Source organism: Ottowia cancrivicina (assembly GCF_029813755.1).
GTDB classification, from domain to species: Bacteria; Pseudomonadota; Gammaproteobacteria; order Burkholderiales; family Burkholderiaceae_C; genus Ottowia; species Ottowia massiliensis.
On the sequence record NZ_JARVII010000013.1, the window covers coordinates 1 to 17222 of the forward strand.

Below are 17222 nucleotides of genomic sequence, written 5' to 3' on the forward strand. Positions count from 1 at the left end.
TGCGCGGAAATCACCCTGCTGCCTGCTGAACATTTGACGGTTTGGCAAAGCAAACTGGGCGGACAGCCCTATTGGCCGAAAGACATGGAATACCCGCGCAATGCGAAAGGCCGCCCGCTGCATTTACTGGCGCAAATCAATTTTGCCGAAACGCCGCCTTTGCCGGATTTTCCGGAAGAGGGGATTTTGCAGTTTTTCATCGTCCCCAATCCTGAAATACCGGATATGTGGGGCATGAACATTGACGATCCGGCCCGGCCGGACGGGTTTCGCGTCATCTATCACCCGGCTCCTTTGCTGGAAGCCGCCGGGCTGAGTCATGATTTCGGTTTTTTGAATGACCAACCCAAACCCGAATCAAAAAGCTGGTTCAGGAGATTGTTTGCGCCTTCTGAAATACAGTTTCAAATGCCATTCACAAGCCCTTGCGCCATGCGCTTTGATTTGCAGCAGAAATTTGCTTCGCTGGATGAACCCGGCCTGGAATTCACTGGTCAGGGAGTGCCGGAGGTGAATGAAAATTTCTTGCAGGATGCTTCCCGCGCAGCATCACTCAAGGATTTCCATGATATTTTCAATAGGACGCTTGAATGGGACGGCCACAGGCTTGGAGGTTATGGCAATTGTATTCAATATGATGAACGCAGAAATGGTTACTGCGATTACGTGTTGCTTCTGCAAATTGACGGCGATGATAAAAATGGCGTGATATGGGGAGATTGCGGCGCCTGCCATTTTTATATCCACCCGCGCGATTTGCGTCAGCGCGATTTTTCAAGAGTGCTTTATGAATGGCAGTGCTATTGAATGAGGCAGAGAAACAATGCTTTTCAGAACTGACATCTCCAATGCAAGGAAAACGCCATGAACGTCACTGAATCCGTGGACACGGCCGCCGAATCCGTCACGCCCCTGCGCCAGACCTGGCAGCGGCTCATGCGCAGCGCCGGGCCGCATGCGGCGGCCTTGCGGCGCAGCATCGCCGGGCTGGGGCTGGCGGCTGCGCTTCAGGGGCTGGCGCTGGCGTGCATGGCGCCGCTGTTTGTGGCGCTGCTGCCGGAAGCGGGCGATATGCCAAGTCGTGTGGCCAGCAGTGCGGCAGATGCCCGCTGGCGGCAGGCGCTGCCCTGGCTGTGGGCGCTGACGGCGCTGGGGCTGGCCGCGCATGTGCTGCGCTGGCGCGCGCAAGGCTTTGACTACACGGGGCAAATGGCCGAAGTGGGCCACCGCCTGCGCCTGCGCCTGGGCGAGCAGCTGCGGCGCATGCCCCTGTTGCAGTTGCAGGACAAGCGCACGGGCGAAGTCAATGCCGTGGTGCTGGGCAATGTGGACGAGCACCTGAACCACGCGCTCATCGTGTTCAACCTGCTGGCGCAAGCCGTCATCACGCCGCTGGCGGCGGGGCTGGCGCTGCTGGCCTGGGACTGGCGGCTGGGGCTGGCCATGCTGCTGGTGTTTCCGGCGCTGGCGCCGCTGTACCGCTGGCGCAGGCGGGCCTACGCGCGCGGCATGCGGGCGCTGGCCCAGGCCAATGCCCGTTGCAGCGGCGATGTGCTGGAGTACACGCAGGGCCTGCCCGTGCTGCGCGCCGCGCGCAGCGCCGGTGCGCGCGCGGCGCATTTGCAGCAAAGCTTCGCGCGGCTGGAGCAATTGCAAGCCGAAAGCCAGCGCAAGGGCAGCCAGCCCAATGTGCTGATTGCCAGCGTGGTGGAAGTGGGCCTGCTGCTGGTCATGGCCGCCGGCGTGAGCTGGGCCGTGCAGGGCAGCCTGAACGTGGCCGTGCTGGCCGCCGTGGCCGTGATGCTGGCGCGCTTTGCCGAGCCGCTTTCCAGCTTCATCAGCTTCACTTCCACGCTGGACTTGATGGAAACCGCGCTGGAGCGCATCGAAACCCTGCTGGCCGTGCCGCCGCTGCCCCAGCTTTCGCCCGGGCAAACGCCGTTGCGCTTTGACATCGCCTTTGAAGGCATTGACTTTGCCTACGCCAGCGGCGGCCCCAAAGTGCTTTCCGGCTTTAGCGCCACGCTGCCCGCGCACAGCATGACCGCCTTCGTCGGCCCCTCGGGCGGGGGCAAAACCACCGTCACCCGCCTGCTCATGCGCCACGCCGACGCGCAGGCGGGCAGCGTGCGCATTGGCGGCGTGGACGTGCGCCACATCGCGCCCGAAACGCTCAACCGCCTGATCTCCGTCGTCTTTCAGGACGTTTACCTGTTTGACGACACCGTGCTGGCCAACATCCGCATGGCCCGCCCCGAAGCCAGCGACGAAGAAGTCAGGCAGGCCGCCCGCGCCGCCCAGTGCCTGGACTTCATCGAGCGCCTGCCGCAAGGCTGGCACACGCGCATCGGCGAAGCAGGCGGGCGCTTGTCGGGCGGCGAGCGCCAGCGCATCAGCATCGCACGCGCCCTGCTCAAAAACGCGCCCATCGTCGTGCTGGATGAGCCGACGGCGGCGCTGGACACCGAAAGCGAATGCGCCGTGCAGCGCGCCATTGAAACCCTGGTGCAAGAGCGCACCGTCATCGTCATCGCGCACCGCCTGTCCACCATCGTGGGCGCGCGGCAAATCATCGTGATCGACCAGGGCCGCGCGCTGGAAGCGGGCGCGCACGAAGAGCTGCTGCAAAAAAACGGCCGCTACGCCGCCCTGTGGCGCGCCCAGCAGCAAGCCAAGCAGTGGCGGGCGTAGCTTTCAGGATGGGCCGTATCAGCTCCTGTATCCATAGCATGAGGTCCTAGTGGAATGTGCGCAAGGCAGGTTTAAGACCTACCTGAATTTGCTCCTGTTTTTGATAAAAAACGCGCCACGGCAATCCAGCCCGCCCGGCTGCCCGCGCGGCAGGCGGGGCTTGGCCTACCATGCCTTGCATGAGCGATGAAGCATTGACCCTCTTTCTGCCCTGCGCAGCAGGCGTGCAAGACTTTCTGGCCGATGAAGTGCACGGCCTGACCGGCCTGGCCGGGCAAGACCTGCTGATCGAGCGCGGCGGCATTTATGCGCGCGGCCGCTGGCGCGACGTGATGCGGCTGAACCTGCACAGCCGCCTGGCGCAGCGCGTGCTGCTGGAGCTGGCCCACGCGCCGTGCGAAAGCGAAGACGCGCTCTACGCGCTGGCGCGGCGCGTGCCCTGGGAAGACTGGTTTGGCACGCGCCACACCTTCCGCGTGGACGTCACCGCGCGCGGCAGCGCCTTCAAAAGCCTGCAATTTGCCGCCCTGCGCGTCAAAGACGCCGTTGCCGACCGCTTTCGCGAGCGCAGCGGCGCGCGCCCCAGCGTGCAAACGCAGCAGCCCGACGTGCGCATTCACCTGCACCTGGACGGCGCACACGCCAGCTTGCTGCTGGACACCAGCGGCGAGCCGCTTTTCAAACGCGGCTGGCGGCAAGACAAAGGCGACGCCCCGCTCAAGGAAACCCTGGCCGCCGCCATGCTGGCCGCCAGCGGCTGGTGGCAGCCCGCCCGGCGTGCAGTCGCCGCCCAGCCGCTGTATGACCCCTGCTGCGGCAGCGGCACCATCGTCATCGAAGCGGCGCAACTGGCGCTGGGCCTGCCGCCCGGCGGCCAGCGGCGCTTCGCCTTCGAGCGCCTGCCGCTTTTCAAACGCGACGAATGGCAAGCCATGAAAGACGAAGCCGAAGCCGCCGCCCGGCCCGCGCCTGCCGCGCCGCGCATCTTCGGCAGCGACGTGTCGCACCGCATGGTGGACTTCGCCCAGCGCAACGCCGAACGCGCCGGCGTGGCGCAAGCCGTGCAACTGCGCGGCGGCGACGCGCTCCAGCGCCAGCCGCCATGCGCCGAGCCGGGCCTCATCCTCATGAACCCGCCCTACGGCGAGCGCATCGCCGTCGCCGGCAAAGCTGGCGCCGGAAAAGAAACGGGCTGGAAAACAGGCCAGGGGCGCGAAACCTTCCAAACCGCCACCTTGCGCCGGGGCGATGAAAACAGCCCCGGCCAAGAAAGTGCCCACGACTTTTTCGAGCAACTCAGCCAGCACTGGAAAACCCACTTTGGCGGCTGGACCGCCTGGCTGCTCACGCCCGACACCCGCCTGAGCGCGCGCCTGCGCCTGAAAGAAAGCCGCCGCGTGCCCCTGTTCAACGGCCCCATCGAATGCCGCCTGCTGCGCTTTGAACTCACCGCCCGCCGCCCGGCCAACGCCCCCGGCCCCGCCGCATGAACCTGGTCATCGACACCAACTGGGCGCTGGACCTGCTGCTGTTTGACGAACCGGCCGCCGCCAGCGTGCGCGCCGCCTTGCAAACCGGGCAAGCGCGCTGGCTGGCCACGCAAGGCATGCGCAGCGAACTGGCCCGCGTGCTTACCTACGCCGCCTTGCAAAAGCAACTCGCCGCCCGCCACTGCGCCGCCGAACAAGTGCTGGCCGCCTTCGACAACCTGGCCCGCCTGCTGCCCGCCGCCCCGCGCGCGCCCGTGCTGTGCAGCGACGCCGACGACCAGCCCTTCATCGACCTGGCCCTGGCCCACCAGGCCACGCTGCTGACCAAAGACCGCCGCGTGCTCGCCACCGCCCGCCGCCTGGCCCCGCTGGGCGCACGCGTGGCGCAGCGGTGGAATGCGGTGAATGAAGCGCGAGGCCAAACGGCAAACAAATGCTTCCATTCGCAACAAATCTTGAAAAGCGGCGGCGTCTGACTGCCTGCCCGCATGCGGCGTCCAGCGCCTGCCTTCCCCCATTGCGCATGCCCTGGCAGGCGCCGTGTGCGCAGCTTTGGTCATGCCGGAACCAGGGTAAGTATGTGGCTGTATGCATGCACAGCCTGGTAACCGCACCAGCTTGCCATGCCAGCAGGAGAAGTCATCCAATCGGCTGCTTCAACTCTCTTGAACTTTCACGAAAGGAAACATCATGGCAGGCGGAAAAGGTGGATCGGGCGGCGCGGGTGGCGCAGGCGGCGGACGTGGCGCAGGCGGCAGCCGTGGCGCGGGCCGTGGACATTCTTCCGGTCATTCTTCGGGCGCCAGCCGGGGCAAGGCGGCCCGGTCGGCATCAAGGACGGCGGCGCGCAGCCCGGCCTCGCGAATCGGCGCTGCTTTCTCGCACGTGGCCAGCGCCGTCAAGGCCGCATTCAATTCAGTTGCGGACAGAGTTGCGCCCAAAGGCTCCTTTGCTGGCAGCCTGCTGGGGCGGCTTGCCACCAGGCTGGGGGTTCCCAGTTCCGTTGTTCACAGCCGGTTCGCCGATGTCGCCTACACCGCGCTGACCGCTGCCAGCCCGGCGTTGGCGCTGGCTGACGGTCTGGCCAGCACCCAAAAGAGCACGTTCGCCGGCGCCTTTTCCACAGGCGTGGCGCAATTGGCGGCCAGCAAAGGACTGCCCGGCTTTGCCGCCAGGGCGCTGGGCGATCTGGCGGCAGGCCAGCTGTCGCGCGCCCAAACGGGCCTGTCGCGCGGCGCGCTGGATGTGGCTCGCTCCATTCAGGAAGGCTTCGGCAGCGTGTTGCATGACGCCACGCGCTCCCTGGGCCACAGCTTTGCCAGCCACGTGGCTTCCAAGGTGGAAAGCGCCGTGCCCGGCGCCACCCAGGGGCTGGCCCGCGCAGGCACATCCGTCTGGCGCGCGGCCATGAGAGACGGCATGGAGCAAGTCCTTGGCAAGCAAGGGCGGCAGACCATGCAGGAAGAGCTTCCCATCCTGTTTGGCAACAGCGACATGAACCAGGTCACGCAAGCCCTGGCAGGCACGGGCGTGCCTGAAAACGACAAGGAGGCCCAGGCCATCAATGACCCGAATGCCTATGTGCAGCAGGAAATCGAACGCTTCCTGAGCGAGTTCATCGCGCAAATGGATGCCGCGCTGCGCTGAGCACGGCCTCGTCTTTTGTCCCCCGCACACAAGCCCCGCTGGCGCTGCATGGCCCGGCGGGGCTTGCCGGTTTCCGGGCCGGCGCAACCGGGTCGCCAGGCGGGAGGAAAGAAGGTTCTTGCTACTTCATCAATAGCAAACTTTTCCGGTAAATAAAGCGGCACAAGGCATTTTTCATGCCGTTGATTTGCTCCTTTTTTTTGATGTAAGGCGGCAAGCGGCTTCTCCTGCAAATGGCCAGGTTCATCCGCCGCTTGCGCCGTGCGCGGACTGTTGCTGGCATGGCCCCTCAATAGAATCGCCCGCCCATGAGCCTGCTTCTAGTCATGCTGCCGCCTGGCCCGCCGGGCGTTTATGCCTACGTCACCTCGCAAGACGGCCTGACGGTGGCCCGCCACGGCAGCGGCGTGGCCGCCACGCTGCTGCCGCCGGCCGGGCGCGGCGTGGAGGTGGTGGCCATCGCGCCTGCTGCGCGGCTGGCCTGGCAGCGCGTGGCGCTGCCCAAGGGCGTCGGCCCCGGATCGGCCCGCCTGCGCCCTGCGCTGGAAGGGTTGCTGGAAGACCGTTTGCTGGAAGACGCGGCGCGCCTGCATTTCGCGCTGGAGCCTTCGGCGCGCGGCGGCGGCGGCGAGTGCTGGGTGGCGCTGTGCGACCGCGCCTGGCTCAAGGCGCATTTGAGCGCGCTGGAAGCGGCGCAGCGCCCCGTCAGCCGCATCGTGCCCGAGGCCGCGCCGCAAGACGGCCCTGTTTCGCTGCTGATCACCGGCACGGCAGACCAGCCCCAGGCGCTGATCACGGGCGAGGGCGTGGAAGCTGGCGTGCAGGCGCTGCCTTTCACACCCGCCGCCCTGGCGCTGCTGCCGCAGGATGATGCGGGCCGCTTGCCTGAAGACGCCGCCGTGCAGGCCGAGCCTGCCGTGGCGCAAATGGCCGAGCGCCTGCTGGGCGGGGGCGTGGCGCTGCTGCCGCAGCCCGAGCGCCTGCTGCTGGCGGGCCGCAGCGCCTGGGACCTGGCCCAGCTCGATCTGGCGCAGAACACCCGCGCGCGCGCGGGCAAGCGGCTGGCTTCCTTGTGGCGCGCCTGGCTGCATGAGCGCGTGTGGCGGCCTGCCCGCTGGGGCCTGGCGCTGGCGCTGCTGGCCAATCTGGCCGGCCTGAACGCCTGGGCGTGGAACGAGCGCGCCAGCCTGCGCGACTTGCGCGCGCGCATCGACGCCGTGCTCACCGATACCTTCCCCCAGGTGCGGGCCGTGGTGGATGCGCCCGTGCAAATGGAGCGCGAAGTGGCCGCGCTGCGCCAGGCCACCGGCGCGCCTTCTGCGCGCGACATGGAGCCGATGCTGGCCGCGCTGGGCCAGGCCCTGCTGGCCCGTCCAGAGGCGGGCAGCCCCGCCGCCATTGAATACGACACGGGCGAACTCACCCTCAAGGGCCTGCAACTGGACGGCGCGGCTTTGCAGGATGCCGCCGCCCACCTGCGCCCGCTGGGCTATCAGGCCGAAGCCGTGGAAGGCGGCTTGCGCGTGAGTCAAGCCGCATCCGCCGGAGCGCAGCCATGAGCCGCAGCGGGAAGGCATCTGCCTTTGCGGCGCTGGCCGCATCCGCTGCGGCGGGCTGGGCCAGGCTGCACGCGCGCGAGCGCCGTCTGGTGCTGCTGGCTGCCGCCGTGGTTTTGGGCGCGCTGCTGTGGCAGCTGGCGCTGGCGCCTGCCGCGCGCACGCTGCGGCAGGCCGAAGGCGAGCGCGCTGCGCTTCAGGCGCGCTGGCAGCAGATGCAGCTGCTCAAGAGCGAGGCCGAAGCCTTGCAGGCCATGCCCCGGCTGGCCCCGGGCCAGGCCCAGCGCGCCTTGCAGGAATCGGTTGAGCAAACGCTGGGCGCGGCCGCGCGCCTGAGCATCACGGGCGACCGCGCCACGCTCACCCTCAAGGCCGCGCCCGCCGCCGCGCTGGCGCAGTGGCTGCAGCAGGCACGCGCCAACGCCCGCGCCGTGCCCACCCAGGCCCGCCTGACGCGCCCGGCGGGCAGCCCGCCCGGCAGCGCCGCCGTGTGGGACGGCTCCATCACCCTCGCCCTGCCGCCGGCATGAGCCGCCGCAAGCCGCGCTTCGCAGACTTTGCCCCGTCCGGGCATTCCGGCTTTGGGCATTCCGAATTTCCTTCGGGCTTCAGCCCCAGCCAGCTGGGCGCGGGCCGCGCCCGCCCGGCCTTGGCCCGCCCGCGCCCGCGCGCGCCGTGGCGCTCGGCCCTGGCCGGGGCTTTCATCGGGCTGGCCGTCACCCTCGTCTGGCAGGCGCCCGCCCGCTGGCTGGCTGCCGCCGTGCGCGCAGGCAGCGGCGGCATGGTGCAGCTGGCCGAGCCTTATGGCACCGTCTGGCGCGGCTCGGCCCGCCTCATGCTCGCAGGCGGCGAGGGCAGCCGTGGCCGCGTGGCGCTGCCAGGCCGCGTGCAGTGGCAGCTTTCTCCCGGCTGGCTGGCCGCCAGCGTGCGCCTTCAGGCCGATTGCTGCACGCCCCAGGGGCCGCTGGCCGCGCGCGTGCGCTGGCAGTGGGGCGGCGTGCAGGTGGCCGTGGAAGATGGCCAGTCCGCCTGGCCCGCCGCCCTCCTTGCCGGCCTGGGCACGCTGTGGAACACCGTGCAGCTGCAAGGCGACATCACGCTGCGCACGCACGGGCTTTCTTTTGGCTGGGTGCAGGGCCGCCTGCATCTGCAAGGGCAGGCCGGGGCCACGGCGCGGCAGGTGGCTTCGCGCCTTTCGCCCCTGAAGCCGCTAGGCTCCTACAGCGTCACCCTCACGGGCGGCGAAACGCCCTCGCTGAGCCTGTCCAGCCTGCCCGGCAGCGCGCTGCTGCTGTCTGGCAGCGGGCAGTGGGTCGGCCAGCGCCTGCGCTTTACCGGCCAGGCTGAAGCCACGCCGGGCACCGAGGCGCAGCTGCTCAACCTGCTCAACATCCTGGGCCGCCGCCAGGACAACAAGGCCGTCATCACCTTCGGGTAGCGCGGCGCGCGCGGCAAGGCTGGCCTGTGCTGTGCAGCCCAACCCGCCGCCTTTCATGGCCGCGCTTTGAACCGGCGCTGGCCGCGAATGAACGGGGCCAAGCCAGCAAGGGAGCGTGAAACGCGCCCCGTTATTCTTGCTCCTTTATCCATAGCAATATGTCCTAGTGGAAACTGCGCGGGACGGCATTTTGATACCCTTGAATTTGCTCCTGTTTCTGATGTAGCCTGGCAGGCTGCGGGGCCATCCGCAAGCCTGGCGCTTCCACCAGCCGCGCGCCGCCGCTGCGCGGCAGGGCGCAGGCGGCTGCATACAATGCCGCTCCCCTTTTGTTACCCCCTTTTTTGAGGAGATTGCGCATGAGCCTGAACGACCGATTTCTGAACGATTACGCCGCTGGCTCCGCTGGCGCGGATTTCGCCGCGCAGCGCAACCGCGTGCTGCGCAACACCTATTGGCTGCTGGCGCTGTCGCTCGTGCCGACGGTGCTGGGCGCGTGGCTGGGCATGGCCACGGGCATTGGCTATGTGTTCACGGGCTGGCTGCGGCTGGTGGTGTTTCTGGGCGGCGCGTTCGCCTTCATGTGGGCCATTCAGAAAAACCGCAATTCGGGCGCGGGCGTGGCGCTGCTGCTGGGCTTTACGTTCTTCATGGGCGTGATGCTCTCGAGCCTGCTGGGCTTTGTGCTGGGCATGAAAAACGGCGAGGCGGTGGTGATGACGGCCGTGGGCGGCACCGCCGGCGTGTTCGCCGTGATGGCGACGCTGGCCAGCGTGATCAAGCGCGATTTGTCCGGCCTGGGGCGCTGGCTGGCGGTGGGCGCTGCCATCACGTTTGTGGGCTTCATCGCCTGCGCGCTGCTGGCGGCGTTTTCCAGCAGCGCTTCGCTGCCCTTGCTGATGGGGCTGTGCGCGCTGTCCATCATCGTGTTCAGCCTGTACATGCTCTATGACATCAAGCGGATCATCGACGGCGGCGAGACGAACTACGTGATGGCCACGCTGGAGCTGTATCTGGACATCTACAACGTGTTCCAGTCCCTGCTGGTGCTGCTGGGCGTGGCGAACAACGACTGATTCGCCCCGGTCTGCAAAGCTGCGAAAGCCCGCTTCGGCGGGCTTTTTCTCGTCCCGTGCAAGGCATCGCGTAGCAAGATGGCTTTTTTATATCTAACAAAGAAATGTAGAATTGCCATCTCGTTTCGAGATGAATTCCATGACCGCCGTGCCCGATTCCGCCGCCGCGCATGACTTTGCCCGCCGCCTGGACTTCACCACGCTGCAACTGTTTGTGGCCGTGGGGGAGACGGGCAGCATCGGCCGCGCCGCCGCGCGCGAGGCGCTGGCCGCGTCAGCCGTGAGCAAGCGGCTTTCGGAGCTGGAGGCGCTGGCGGGCGTGCCGCTGCTGCTGCGCCACGCGCGCGGCGTGGCGCTCACGCCAGCGGGGCAAAGCCTGCTGCGCCACGCGCAAGAAGCGCTGTTCGGGCTGGAGAAGATGCAGGCGGCGCTGGGCGAATACGCCAGCGGCGCGCGCGGGCCGGTGCGCGTGCACGCCAGCATCTCGGCGGTGGTGCAGTTTCTGCCCGACGACCTGGGGCGCTTCGTGCGCGAAAACGCGGACGTGAAGATCGAGCTGCAAGAGCACTTGTCCGCCGACGTGGTGCGCGCCGTGCAGGAAGGCGCGGCGGACGTGGGCATCTGCAACGCCAGCGCCTTGCCGCCCGCGCCGGGCCGCGCCGCGCCGCTGCAATCGCGCCCCTACCGGCAAGACCGCCTGCTGCTGGCCGTGCCGCAGGGCCACCCGCTGGCCGGGCGCGATGAAGTGGCTTTTGCCGACACGCTGGCCTTTGACCACGTGGGGCTGCAAGCGGGCAGCTCCATCAGCCAGGCCATGCAGCAGGCGGCCCGCCGCGCCGGGCGGCCCGTGCGGCTGCGCGTGCGCGTCACGGGCCTGGCCGCCATGTGCCGCATGATTGACAACGGCCTGGGCGTGGGCCTGATGCCCGGGCGCGCCTTCGCGCTGCTGCGCGGCGTGGGCCAGGGCCGCCTGCTGGGCGTGCCGCTGGCTGACGCCTGGGCGCTGCGCCAGATTGCCCTGATTGCCCGCGACTTCGACAGCCTGCCCGCCCCCGCCCGCGCGCTGGTGGCGCACCTGGCGGCGGATGCGCCGCCCGCCTGAAAGCCTTTGCGCAAGCCCTTCAAGCCTTTCCTTCAAGCCTTTGCTTCCCCCGTTTTTTTGACACGCAAGAGAAAGAAAAACCATGACCCACGCCGCCCCCCGCACCCTGTATGACAAGCTCTGGGACGAGCACGTCGTCTCCACCGAAGAAGACGGCACCGCCATCCTCTACATCGACCGCCACCTGGTACACGAAGTCACCAGCCCGCAAGCCTTCGAGGGCCTGCGCGAGGCGGGGCGCAAGGTGTGGCGCATCAGCTCCATCGTCGCCACGGCCGACCACAACACGCCCACCACCGGCTGGGAAAAGGGCCTGGCCGGCATTGAAGACCCCATCAGCCGCGAGCAGGTCATGACGCTGGACGCCAACGTGCGCGCCAGCGGCGCGGCGGCCTACTTTCCCTTCCTGAGCCAGCGCCAGGGCATCGTGCACGTCATCGGCCCCGAAAACGGCGCCACGCTGCCGGGCATGACCGTGGTTTGCGGCGACAGCCACACCAGCACCCACGGCGCATTCGGCGCGCTGGCGCACGGCATCGGCACCAGCGAAGTCGAGCACGTCATGGCCACGCAAACGCTGCTGGCCAAAAAGGCCAAAAACATGCTCATCCGCGTGGAAGGCCAGGCCGCCCCCGGCATCACCGCCAAAGACATCGTGCTGGCCATCATCGGCAAGATCGGCACCGCAGGCGGCACGGGCTACACCATCGAATTTGCGGGCAGCGCCATCCGCGCCCTGAGCATGGAAGGGCGCATGACCGTGTGCAACATGGCCATTGAAGCGGGCGCGCGCGCCGGGCTGGTGGCCGTGGACGAAAAAACCATCGACTACTTCAAGGGCCGCTTGCTGGCCCCCGGCACCGACGCGGCCACCGGCCAGTTCACGGGCGGCCCTGAATGGGAGCAGGCCGTGGCCTACTGGCGCACCCTGCACTCCGACCCCGGCGCGCACTTTGACGCCGTGGTGGAGCTGGACGCCGCGCAAATCGTCCCGCAAGTCACCTGGGGCACCAGCCCCGAAATGGTGCTGGGCATAGACGGCTGCGTGCCCGACCCCGCGCAAGAAGCCAACGCCTCGCGGCGCGGCGCCATCGAGCGCGCGCTTGCCTACATGGGTCTGACGCCCGGCAAGGCGCTGCGCGACATCGCCATCGACAAAGTCTTCATTGGCAGCTGCACCAACAGCCGCATTGAAGACATGCGCGAAGCCGCCGCCGTCATCCGCCGCCTGGGCCGCAAGCTCGCGCCCAACGTCAAGCTGGCGATGGTTGTGCCCGGCTCCGGCCTGGTCAAAAGGCAGGCCGAAGCCGAAGGGCTGGACAAAGTGTTCACCGAAGCGGGCTTCGAGTGGCGCGAACCCGGATGCAGCATGTGCCTGGCCATGAACGCCGACCGCCTGGAGCCGGGCGAGCGCTGCGCCTCCACCAGCAACCGCAACTTTGAAGGCCGCCAGGGCGCGGGCGGGCGCACCCACCTCGTCAGCCCCGCCATGGCCGCCGCCGCCGCGCTGCACGGGCACTTCGTGGACATCCGCGAGCTGGGCGCAGACGACGCGCGCGCCGCGCCTCATGCCAGTGAAACGGTTTAAAAAGCAGAGCAAATTCAGGAGCCAGAAAACGGCGTCCGCGCACTGTTCACCAGGACATCACGCTATGGAAGCAGGAGCGAAATCAGCGCCAAAACCAGCGCGCCGGCCCAGCCCGGCCCAAAGGCACAATGCCCATGCCGCCGCACGAGAAGAAAGCTCCACGCAAGCCTCGCGCGCTCCCCGCGCGGCGGCACATCCACTCACCAAAGGAGAGAACCATGAAGAAAGCCACCCTCGCCCTCTTTGCCGCCCTGCTGGCCGCCCTCACGCTGGCCGGCTGCAACACCGTGCACGGCCTTGGCCAGGACGTGCAGGCGGGCGGCCGCGCCATCGAACGCGCCGCCGACCGCCACTGAACGGCGCGGCCTCTTGCCCGCGCCTCCTGGCGCAGCACGCAGGGCAAGGGGCCGTTTCTGTTCTTCGTTTCCGCTCTTCATTCCATAGCATGATGTCCTGGTGGACAGTGCGCGAGCGCCGTTTTCCCCTCTTTGGATTTGCTCCTTTTTTTAAGTCTTTCATGCGCAGTCCGGACCGAAGGAAACGCCCATGACCATCCGCCGCGCCCAAGCCCAAGACCAAAAACGCATAGGCGAGCTGCTGGATCAGGTGCACGATATTCACGCCCGGGCGCGGCCCGACATTTTCAAAATTGGCCGGAGAAAATATCCGGACGCCGAACTTGAAAAACGGCTGGCCGACGCGCAAAACCCCGTTTTTGTTTATGAAGACGAAAATGGCGCCGTGCAAGGCTATGCCTTTTGCGAACTGCAGGAAACGCAAGGCCACCCTTCACTGGCCAGCCGGCGGGTTTTGTATCTGGATGATTTGTGCGTGAACGCCGCCTGCCGTGGCCAGCATATTGGCAAAAGGCTTTATGAATATGTTCTTGAATATGCCCGCCGCGAGCAATGCGACAGTCTGACGCTGAATGTATGGCAGGCCAATGAAAGCGCGTCCGGGTTTTATCGCAAGCTGGGCCTTGCGCCGCTCAAAACGCTGATGGAGCAGCGCCTTTCCTGATTTTTTTTGATTTTCTGACGGAGTTTTCTCATGCGTTTTCATTTTCTGGTTTCAGCCGCCTTGCTGGCCGCCGCCCTGCCTTTGCAGGCCCAGGCCCAAAGCGGGCGCGCCTGCATGATCGAGTCGCCCATCCAGACGCTGGGCGCGCCCACGGTCATTACCGATTGCCTGCAAGGCCGCAAGGGCACAAGCCGCTCCGCCATCAAGGACCGCTGCGAAGGCGTGGCCTGGAACAACGCGGGCGGCATGGGCCGCAGTAACAGCGTCAATCTCACCTGGCTGCCCCAATGCCCCCGGCGCGATGCCGACGCCGTGTGCCGGGGCGCGTATGAAGGCGAATTCGACACCTGGCACTATGGCCGCAACGAGGGCCAGCTGGCCTCGCTGGCCGAAGAATGCGAGGCCGGCGGCGGCCAGTGGGAGGAGTTTGAATAAGGCCGGCCTGCCGCCTTTTGCCGTTTTTTTCCGTCTTCCGCACACTGCAAATCTCATGGACAAATTCACCCTTCACACCGGCATCGTCGCGCCCATGGACCGCGAAAACGTGGATACCGACGCCATCATCCCGAAGCAGTTTCTCAAGTCCATCAAGCGCACGGGCTTCGGCCCCAACCTGTTTGACGAATGGCGCTATCTGGACAAGGGCGAGCCGGGCATGGACCCCGCCAGCCGCCAGCCCAATCCTGACTTCGTGCTCAACCAGCCGCGCTACGCAGGCGCTTCCATCCTGCTGGCGCGGCGCAACTTCGGCTGCGGCTCCAGCCGCGAGCACGCGCCCTGGGCCATTGCGCAATACGGCTTTCGCGCGCTCATTGCCCCCAGCTATGCCGACATCTTCTTCAACAACTGCTTCAAAAACGGCCTGCTGCCCATCGTGCAACCCGAAGAAGTGGTCAGCCAGCTTTTTGCCGAAGTGGCCGCTACGCCCGGCTACCGCCTCACCATCGATCTGGAGCGCCAGCGCATCGTCAAGCCCGACGGCAGCGAAATCGCCTTTGACGTGCAGCCCTTCCGCAAATATTGCCTGCTGGGCGGGCTGGACGACATCGGCCTGACGCTGCGCCATCAAGACGACATCCGCGCCTTCGAGGCCCGCCGCCTGGCCGCCAAGCCCTGGCTGGCGCACACGCTCTGAAAGCCTGCCAGCAGAGTCATTTGCTCCCGGAACCATAGCGGCCTACGCTGATTTCACAAGGGCTGGAAAGGCGTGATGCCTTTTTTGCCCCTTTTTTTGAAGGCGTATCCGCCGCCAGCGCCCGCCAAATCAGCGCCAGCAGCTATGAAATCGGAAGCAAATGGCTTTCTTTCCCCTTTCCTCCACTCCTGAAAAGCGAAAGCGCCCCATGAAAATCGCCCTTCTGCCTGGCGACGGCATTGGCCCCGAAATCGTGGCCGAGGCTGTCAAAGTTCTCAAAGCCCTGGCCCTGCCCCTTGAAATGCAGGAAGCTGCCGTGGGCGGCGCGGCCTACGCCGCCTGCGGCCACCCGCTGCCCGAAGCCACGCTCAGGCTCGCGCAAGAGGCTGACGCCGTGCTCTTTGGCGCCGTGGGCGACCCCCGATACGACCAGCTGGAGCGCCATCTGCGGCCCGAGCAGGCCATCCTGGGCCTGCGCAAGGCGCTGGGGCTGTTTGCCAACCTGCGCCCGGCCATGTGCCACGCGCCGCTCACGCACGCCTCCAGCCTCAAGCCCGAACTCGTGGCGGGGCTGGACATCCTCATCATCCGCGAGCTGACGGGCGACATCTACTTCGGCCAGCCGCGCGGGCGCCGCAGCGCCCCCGACGGCCCCTTTGCCGGCAGCGAAGAAGCCTTTGACACCATGCGCTACAGCCGCCCCGAAATCGAGCGCATCGCCCACGTGGCCTTCCAGGCCGCGCAAAAGCGCCAGGGCCGCGTGACCAGCGTGGACAAGGCCAACGTGCTGGAAACCTCGCAACTGTGGCGCGACGTGGTGTGCGACGTGCACCGCCAATACCCCGGCGTGCAGCTCGATCACATGTACGTGGACAACGCCGCCATGCAGCTGGCGCGCGCGCCCCGGCAGTTTGACGTCATCGTCACCGGCAACCTCTTTGGCGACATCCTTAGCGACGAGGCCGCCATGCTCACCGGCAGCATCGGCATGCTGCCCTCGGCCAGCCTCAACGACAAAAAGCAGGGCCTGTACGAACCCAGCCACGGCAGCGCCCCCGACATTGCCGGCCAGGGCATCGCCAACCCGCTGGCCACCATCCTCAGCGCGGCCATGATGCTGCGCTTCAGCCTGAACCAGCCCGAAGCCGCCGCCCGCATTGAAGCGGCCGTGCAGTCCGTGCTCGCCCAGGGCCTGCGCACGCCCGACATTGCCAGCGAAGGCACGCGCAAAGTGGGCACGCGCGAAATGGGCGACGCCGTGGCGGCGGCGCTGGCATGAGCCGGCCCATGAAACCCCTGACGCCCATCGCCCTCGGCCCGCTGCGCGTGACCCCCATCTGCCTGGGCACCATGACCTTTGGCGAACAGGTGGGCGAGGCGGACGCGCATGCCATACTGGACCGCGCCGTGGAGCGCGGCGTGACCTTTCTCGACACGGCGGAGATGTACCCCGTGCCCCCCAGCGCCGCCACCGCCGGGGCGACGGAAACCTTCATGGGCCGCTGGCTGCGCCAGCGCCCCGGCATGCGCCAGCGCGTGACCCTGGCCACCAAAGTGGCCGGCCCCGCGCGGGACATGCCCTGGCTGCGCCCTGGCAAGGGCATGACGGCCGCCGACATCATCGCCTCCTGCGAAGGCTCGCTGCGCCGCCTGCAAACCGAAGTCATCGACCTCTACCAGATTCACTGGCCGGAGCGTCACGCGCCCCGCTTCGGGCAGATGTATTACGACCCGGCGCAAGAGAGCGCGCAAACGCCCATCCTGGAGCAGCTTCAGGCCCTGCAAAAGCTGGTGCAGGCGGGCAAAGTGCGGGCCATCGGCCTGTCCAACGAAACGCCCTACGGCGTGCACGAATTCGTGCGCCTGGCCGAGGCCCACGGCCTGCCCCGGCCCGTGAGCGTGCAAAACCCCTACTGCCTCACCAGCCGCGCCTACGACAACGGGCTGGACGAAACCTGCCACCGCCTGGGCGTGGGGCTGCTGGCCTACTCGCCGCTGGCCTTCGGCCTGCTGACGGGCAAATACGACGCCACCGGCTTTGGCGTGCCGCAAGCGCCCGCTGGCCGCATGAACGGCGAGCGCGCCAAAAGCCAGCGCTGGGGCCGCCCGCAGGCTTTTGAAGCCGCCCGCCGCTACAACCGCCTGGCGCGCGAAAACGGCCTCACGCCCACGCAAATGGCGCTGGCCTTCTGCTACCGCTCCTGGCGCGTGGCCAGCACCATCATCGGCGTGACCTCGCTGGCGCAACTGGACGAAGACCTCGACGCCTGGAGCGTGACGTTGCCGCCTGACCTGCTGCAAGCCATCGACGCCATCCGCCTTGAAATGCGCGACCCCGCCAGCTGAGAGACTGCCCGCCATCTGTCCGCAGGCGCAAAAGCGCGGACTCAAGGCGCTTTGCGGCGCGGCCAATCCTCGCCGGGCTGCCAGACCCGTCTGCGCCTTGCTGCCCATCCCGGCCTGCACTGTCGCCCCTCGC

17 protein-coding genes are annotated in these 17222 nt (G+C 67.3%); all 17 read left to right on the forward strand.

The features are described 5' to 3' along the window. Positions 1-807, forward strand: an 807-nt coding sequence (locus QB898_RS07405) for a YwqG family protein (RefSeq protein ID WP_279524430.1), incomplete at its 5' end; no start/stop codon positions are given. Between the two features lie 57 nt (positions 808-864). Beyond that, positions 865-2691, forward strand: coding sequence for an ABC transporter ATP-binding protein (locus QB898_RS07410; RefSeq protein ID WP_279524431.1), 1827 nt, complete (start codon positions 865-867; stop codon positions 2689-2691). A gap of 179 nt (positions 2692-2870) precedes the next feature. After that, positions 2871-4181: a THUMP domain-containing class I SAM-dependent RNA methyltransferase gene (locus QB898_RS07415; RefSeq protein WP_279524432.1), complete on the forward strand. Its 1311-nt coding sequence runs from the start codon at positions 2871-2873 to the stop codon at positions 4179-4181. Then, positions 4178-4657 (forward strand): putative toxin-antitoxin system toxin component, PIN family, encoded by a 480-nt coding sequence (locus QB898_RS07420; protein WP_279524433.1) that lies wholly within the window; start codon positions 4178-4180, stop codon positions 4655-4657. The genes QB898_RS07415 and QB898_RS07420 overlap by 4 nt, the downstream gene beginning before the upstream one ends. Before the next feature lie 214 nt (positions 4658-4871). Continuing rightward, a complete protein-coding gene (locus QB898_RS07425) occupies positions 4872-5828 on the forward strand; it encodes a hypothetical protein (protein WP_279524434.1) in 957 nt (318 codons plus the stop codon). A gap of 308 nt (positions 5829-6136) precedes the next feature. Beyond that, entirely contained in the window at positions 6137-7387 is a 1251-nt protein-coding gene (gspL, locus tag QB898_RS07430) for a type II secretion system protein GspL (protein ID WP_279524435.1), read from the forward strand. After that, positions 7384-7914 (forward strand): type II secretion system protein GspM, encoded by a 531-nt coding sequence (gene gspM, locus QB898_RS07435; protein ID WP_279524436.1) that lies wholly within the window; start codon positions 7384-7386, stop codon positions 7912-7914. The genes gspL and gspM overlap by 4 nt, the downstream gene beginning before the upstream one ends. Continuing rightward, the gene (gene gspN, locus QB898_RS07440; protein WP_102283147.1) at positions 7911-8822 is read left to right on the forward strand and encodes a type II secretion system protein N; all 912 of its coding nucleotides are present in this window, start codon (positions 7911-7913) and stop codon (positions 8820-8822) included. Before gspM ends, gspN begins: the two co-directional genes overlap by 4 nt. A gap of 359 nt (positions 8823-9181) precedes the next feature. After that, the gene (locus QB898_RS07445) at positions 9182-9898 is read left to right on the forward strand and encodes a Bax inhibitor-1 family protein (RefSeq protein WP_279524437.1); all 717 of its coding nucleotides are present in this window, start codon (positions 9182-9184) and stop codon (positions 9896-9898) included. 139 nt (positions 9899-10037) lie between these two features. Continuing rightward, positions 10038-11000, forward strand: a complete 963-nt coding sequence (locus QB898_RS07450; protein WP_050716537.1) for a LysR family transcriptional regulator — start codon at positions 10038-10040, stop codon at positions 10998-11000. 82 nt (positions 11001-11082) lie between these two features. Beyond that, positions 11083-12588, forward strand: coding sequence for a 3-isopropylmalate dehydratase large subunit (gene leuC / locus QB898_RS07455; protein ID WP_050715676.1), 1506 nt, complete (start codon positions 11083-11085; stop codon positions 12586-12588). A 218-nt stretch (positions 12589-12806) separates the two neighbouring features. Further along, positions 12807-12944, forward strand: a complete 138-nt coding sequence (locus QB898_RS07460) for an entericidin A/B family lipoprotein (protein ID WP_082203227.1) — start codon at positions 12807-12809, stop codon at positions 12942-12944. Between the two features lie 190 nt (positions 12945-13134). Further along, a complete protein-coding gene (locus tag QB898_RS07465; protein WP_279524438.1) occupies positions 13135-13608 on the forward strand; it encodes a GNAT family N-acetyltransferase in 474 nt (157 codons plus the stop codon). 30 nt (positions 13609-13638) lie between these two features. Continuing rightward, positions 13639-14043 carry a hypothetical protein gene (locus QB898_RS07470; RefSeq protein WP_279524439.1) on the forward strand — a complete coding sequence of 135 codons (405 nt, stop codon included), beginning with the start codon at positions 13639-13641 and terminating at the stop codon, positions 14041-14043. 55 nt (positions 14044-14098) lie between these two features. Then, positions 14099-14743 (forward strand): 3-isopropylmalate dehydratase small subunit, encoded by a 645-nt coding sequence (gene leuD, locus QB898_RS07475; RefSeq protein WP_279524440.1) that lies wholly within the window; start codon positions 14099-14101, stop codon positions 14741-14743. Between the two features lie 208 nt (positions 14744-14951). Beyond that, positions 14952-16022 (forward strand): 3-isopropylmalate dehydrogenase, encoded by a 1071-nt coding sequence (gene leuB, locus QB898_RS07480; RefSeq protein ID WP_279524441.1) that lies wholly within the window; start codon positions 14952-14954, stop codon positions 16020-16022. Positions 16023-16030: 8 nt separating this feature from the next. After that, positions 16031-17089, forward strand: a complete 1059-nt coding sequence (locus QB898_RS07485; protein ID WP_428982764.1) for an aldo/keto reductase — start codon at positions 16031-16033, stop codon at positions 17087-17089. The last annotated feature ends 133 nt before the right edge of the window (positions 17090-17222 follow it).

Coding starts and splice junctions, on each gene's coding strand:
- QB898_RS07410 (WP_279524431.1), top strand. CDS start 865: ATGAACGTCACTGAATCCGTGGACACGGCCGCCGAATCCGTCACGCCC.
- QB898_RS07415 (WP_279524432.1), top strand. CDS start 2,871: ATGAGCGATGAAGCATTGACCCTCTTTCTGCCCTGCGCAGCAGGCGTG.
- QB898_RS07420 (WP_279524433.1), top strand. CDS start 4,178: ATGAACCTGGTCATCGACACCAACTGGGCGCTGGACCTGCTGCTGTTT.
- QB898_RS07425 (WP_279524434.1), top strand. CDS start 4,872: ATGGCAGGCGGAAAAGGTGGATCGGGCGGCGCGGGTGGCGCAGGCGGC.
- gspL (WP_279524435.1), top strand. CDS start 6,137: ATGAGCCTGCTTCTAGTCATGCTGCCGCCTGGCCCGCCGGGCGTTTAT.
- gspM (WP_279524436.1), top strand. CDS start 7,384: ATGAGCCGCAGCGGGAAGGCATCTGCCTTTGCGGCGCTGGCCGCATCC.
- gspN (WP_102283147.1), top strand. CDS start 7,911: ATGAGCCGCCGCAAGCCGCGCTTCGCAGACTTTGCCCCGTCCGGGCAT.
- QB898_RS07445 (WP_279524437.1), top strand. CDS start 9,182: ATGAGCCTGAACGACCGATTTCTGAACGATTACGCCGCTGGCTCCGCT.
- QB898_RS07450 (WP_050716537.1), top strand. CDS start 10,038: ATGACCGCCGTGCCCGATTCCGCCGCCGCGCATGACTTTGCCCGCCGC.
- leuC (WP_050715676.1), top strand. CDS start 11,083: ATGACCCACGCCGCCCCCCGCACCCTGTATGACAAGCTCTGGGACGAG.
- QB898_RS07460 (WP_082203227.1), top strand. CDS start 12,807: ATGAAGAAAGCCACCCTCGCCCTCTTTGCCGCCCTGCTGGCCGCCCTC.
- QB898_RS07465 (WP_279524438.1), top strand. CDS start 13,135: ATGACCATCCGCCGCGCCCAAGCCCAAGACCAAAAACGCATAGGCGAG.
- QB898_RS07470 (WP_279524439.1), top strand. CDS start 13,639: ATGCGTTTTCATTTTCTGGTTTCAGCCGCCTTGCTGGCCGCCGCCCTG.
- leuD (WP_279524440.1), top strand. CDS start 14,099: ATGGACAAATTCACCCTTCACACCGGCATCGTCGCGCCCATGGACCGC.
- leuB (WP_279524441.1), top strand. CDS start 14,952: ATGAAAATCGCCCTTCTGCCTGGCGACGGCATTGGCCCCGAAATCGTG.
- QB898_RS07485 (WP_428982764.1), top strand. CDS start 16,031: ATGAAACCCCTGACGCCCATCGCCCTCGGCCCGCTGCGCGTGACCCCC.